We start from the raw sequence: 1,434 nt of genomic DNA, 5'->3' as shown, positions 1-1,434 counted from the left end.
CCGCCGAGATGCACCAGGAACTGTCATCCGACGACAGTTCGGCCGAGATCGTGCAAAAAGTGTTCCGCACCTCCATCCAGGCGCTGGAGGAGACGCTGGCGATCCTCGACATCGAGGATTTCGACCGCGCCGCCGAGCTGCTCTTCCGTGCCAAGAACCGGGATTTCTATGGCGTCGGCGGCTCGGCGCAGATCGCGCGCGACGTTTCGCACAAATTCCTGCGCATCGGCATCCGCGCATCCGTCTACGACGATTCGCACATGATGCTGATGTCGGCCTCGCTGCTCGGCGGCGACGACATCGCCGTCGGCTTCTCGCATTCGGGCAACACGTCGGCCGTTATCGACGCCATTCAGTTGGCCCGCAAGAACGGTGCCCGCACGCTGGCCATCACCAATTACGACAACTCGCCCCTGGCCGCCGTCGCCGATATCGTTCTGTGCTCGACCGCGCAGGGTTCGCCGCTGATGGGCGAGAACGCAGCGGCCCGCATTGCCCAGCTCAACATTCTCGACGCGTTGTTCGTCGCGGTGGCGCAGCGCGACTATCAGGCGGCGGAGCGAAATCTCGGCCGCACTATGTCGGCGGTGACATCGAAACGAAAAGACCGGGGCTCATGACGACAACGCCGCTGGTGACCGTGTTCGGCAGCCTGCATTACGACATTATGGTCGACGCGCCCGACCGCCCGCGCAAGGGCGAGACGGTGACCGGCCATGCCTGGCACCCCAAATGCGGTGGCAAGGGCGGCAACCAGGCCGTCTCGGCGGCGCGAGCCGGTGTGTATGCGGCGATGATCGGCGCCGTCGGCGACGATGATTTCGGGCGGGCGTTGCTGGCCAATCTCGATCGCGCCAAGGTCGACCGCCGCTTCGTGCGGGTGGCCGCTGGCGCCGGCTCCGGCATGAGCGTGGCGATCTTCGACCAAGGCGGCGACTATGGCGCGGTGATCGTCTCGGGCAGCAATCTGGCACGGGGCCATGCCGACAGTGCCTCTGCTTCCGATGTGGTGGGACAGACGGCGGTGCTCCTGCTGCAGAACGAAGTGCCGGAAGCCGCCAACATTGCCGCCGCACGCGCAGTCAAGGCACGGGGCGGCCGCGTCGTGCTCAACGCGGCCCCCGCGCGCAAACTCTCCGAGGAGTTGATCGCCCTGGTCGACATATTGGTGGTCAACGCCATCGAGGCGGAATTCCTGGCTGGCACGGCAGTGGTCGAGACACTCGACGGGGCCGCGCAAGCCGCACGGCTATTGGCCGATCTCTATCCCGTGGCGATCGTCACGGCGGGCGGCGAAGGCGTCGCCTGTTGCGACCGGAGCGGCGAGGCCTTTGCGCTGTCCGCCATCCCGGTCAAGGTCGCCAGCACGCATGGCGCCGGCGATGAATTCGTTGGCGCGCTGGCCGCGGGACTTGCCCGTGGGCAGACCATGCG

Annotated in this window: 2 protein-coding genes; both read left to right on the top strand. The window is 66.6% G+C overall.

Annotated features, from left to right (window positions below; all coding sequences use genetic code 11):
• A partial coding sequence (locus EN991_RS36125) for an SIS domain-containing protein (protein ID WP_127370514.1) occupies positions 1-620 on the top strand: 620 nt, incomplete at its 5' end.
• Positions 617-1,434 (top strand): ribokinase (locus tag EN991_RS36120; protein WP_164769654.1); only part of this gene is annotated, 818 nt, incomplete at its 3' end. The genes EN991_RS36125 and EN991_RS36120, both read left to right, overlap by 4 nt.

This window comes from Mesorhizobium sp. M7A.F.Ca.US.005.03.2.1, from assembly GCF_003997795.1.
Lineage (GTDB): Bacteria > Pseudomonadota > Alphaproteobacteria > Rhizobiales > Rhizobiaceae > Mesorhizobium > Mesorhizobium ciceri.
This window is presented reverse-complemented; position numbering and strand designations above follow the sequence as displayed.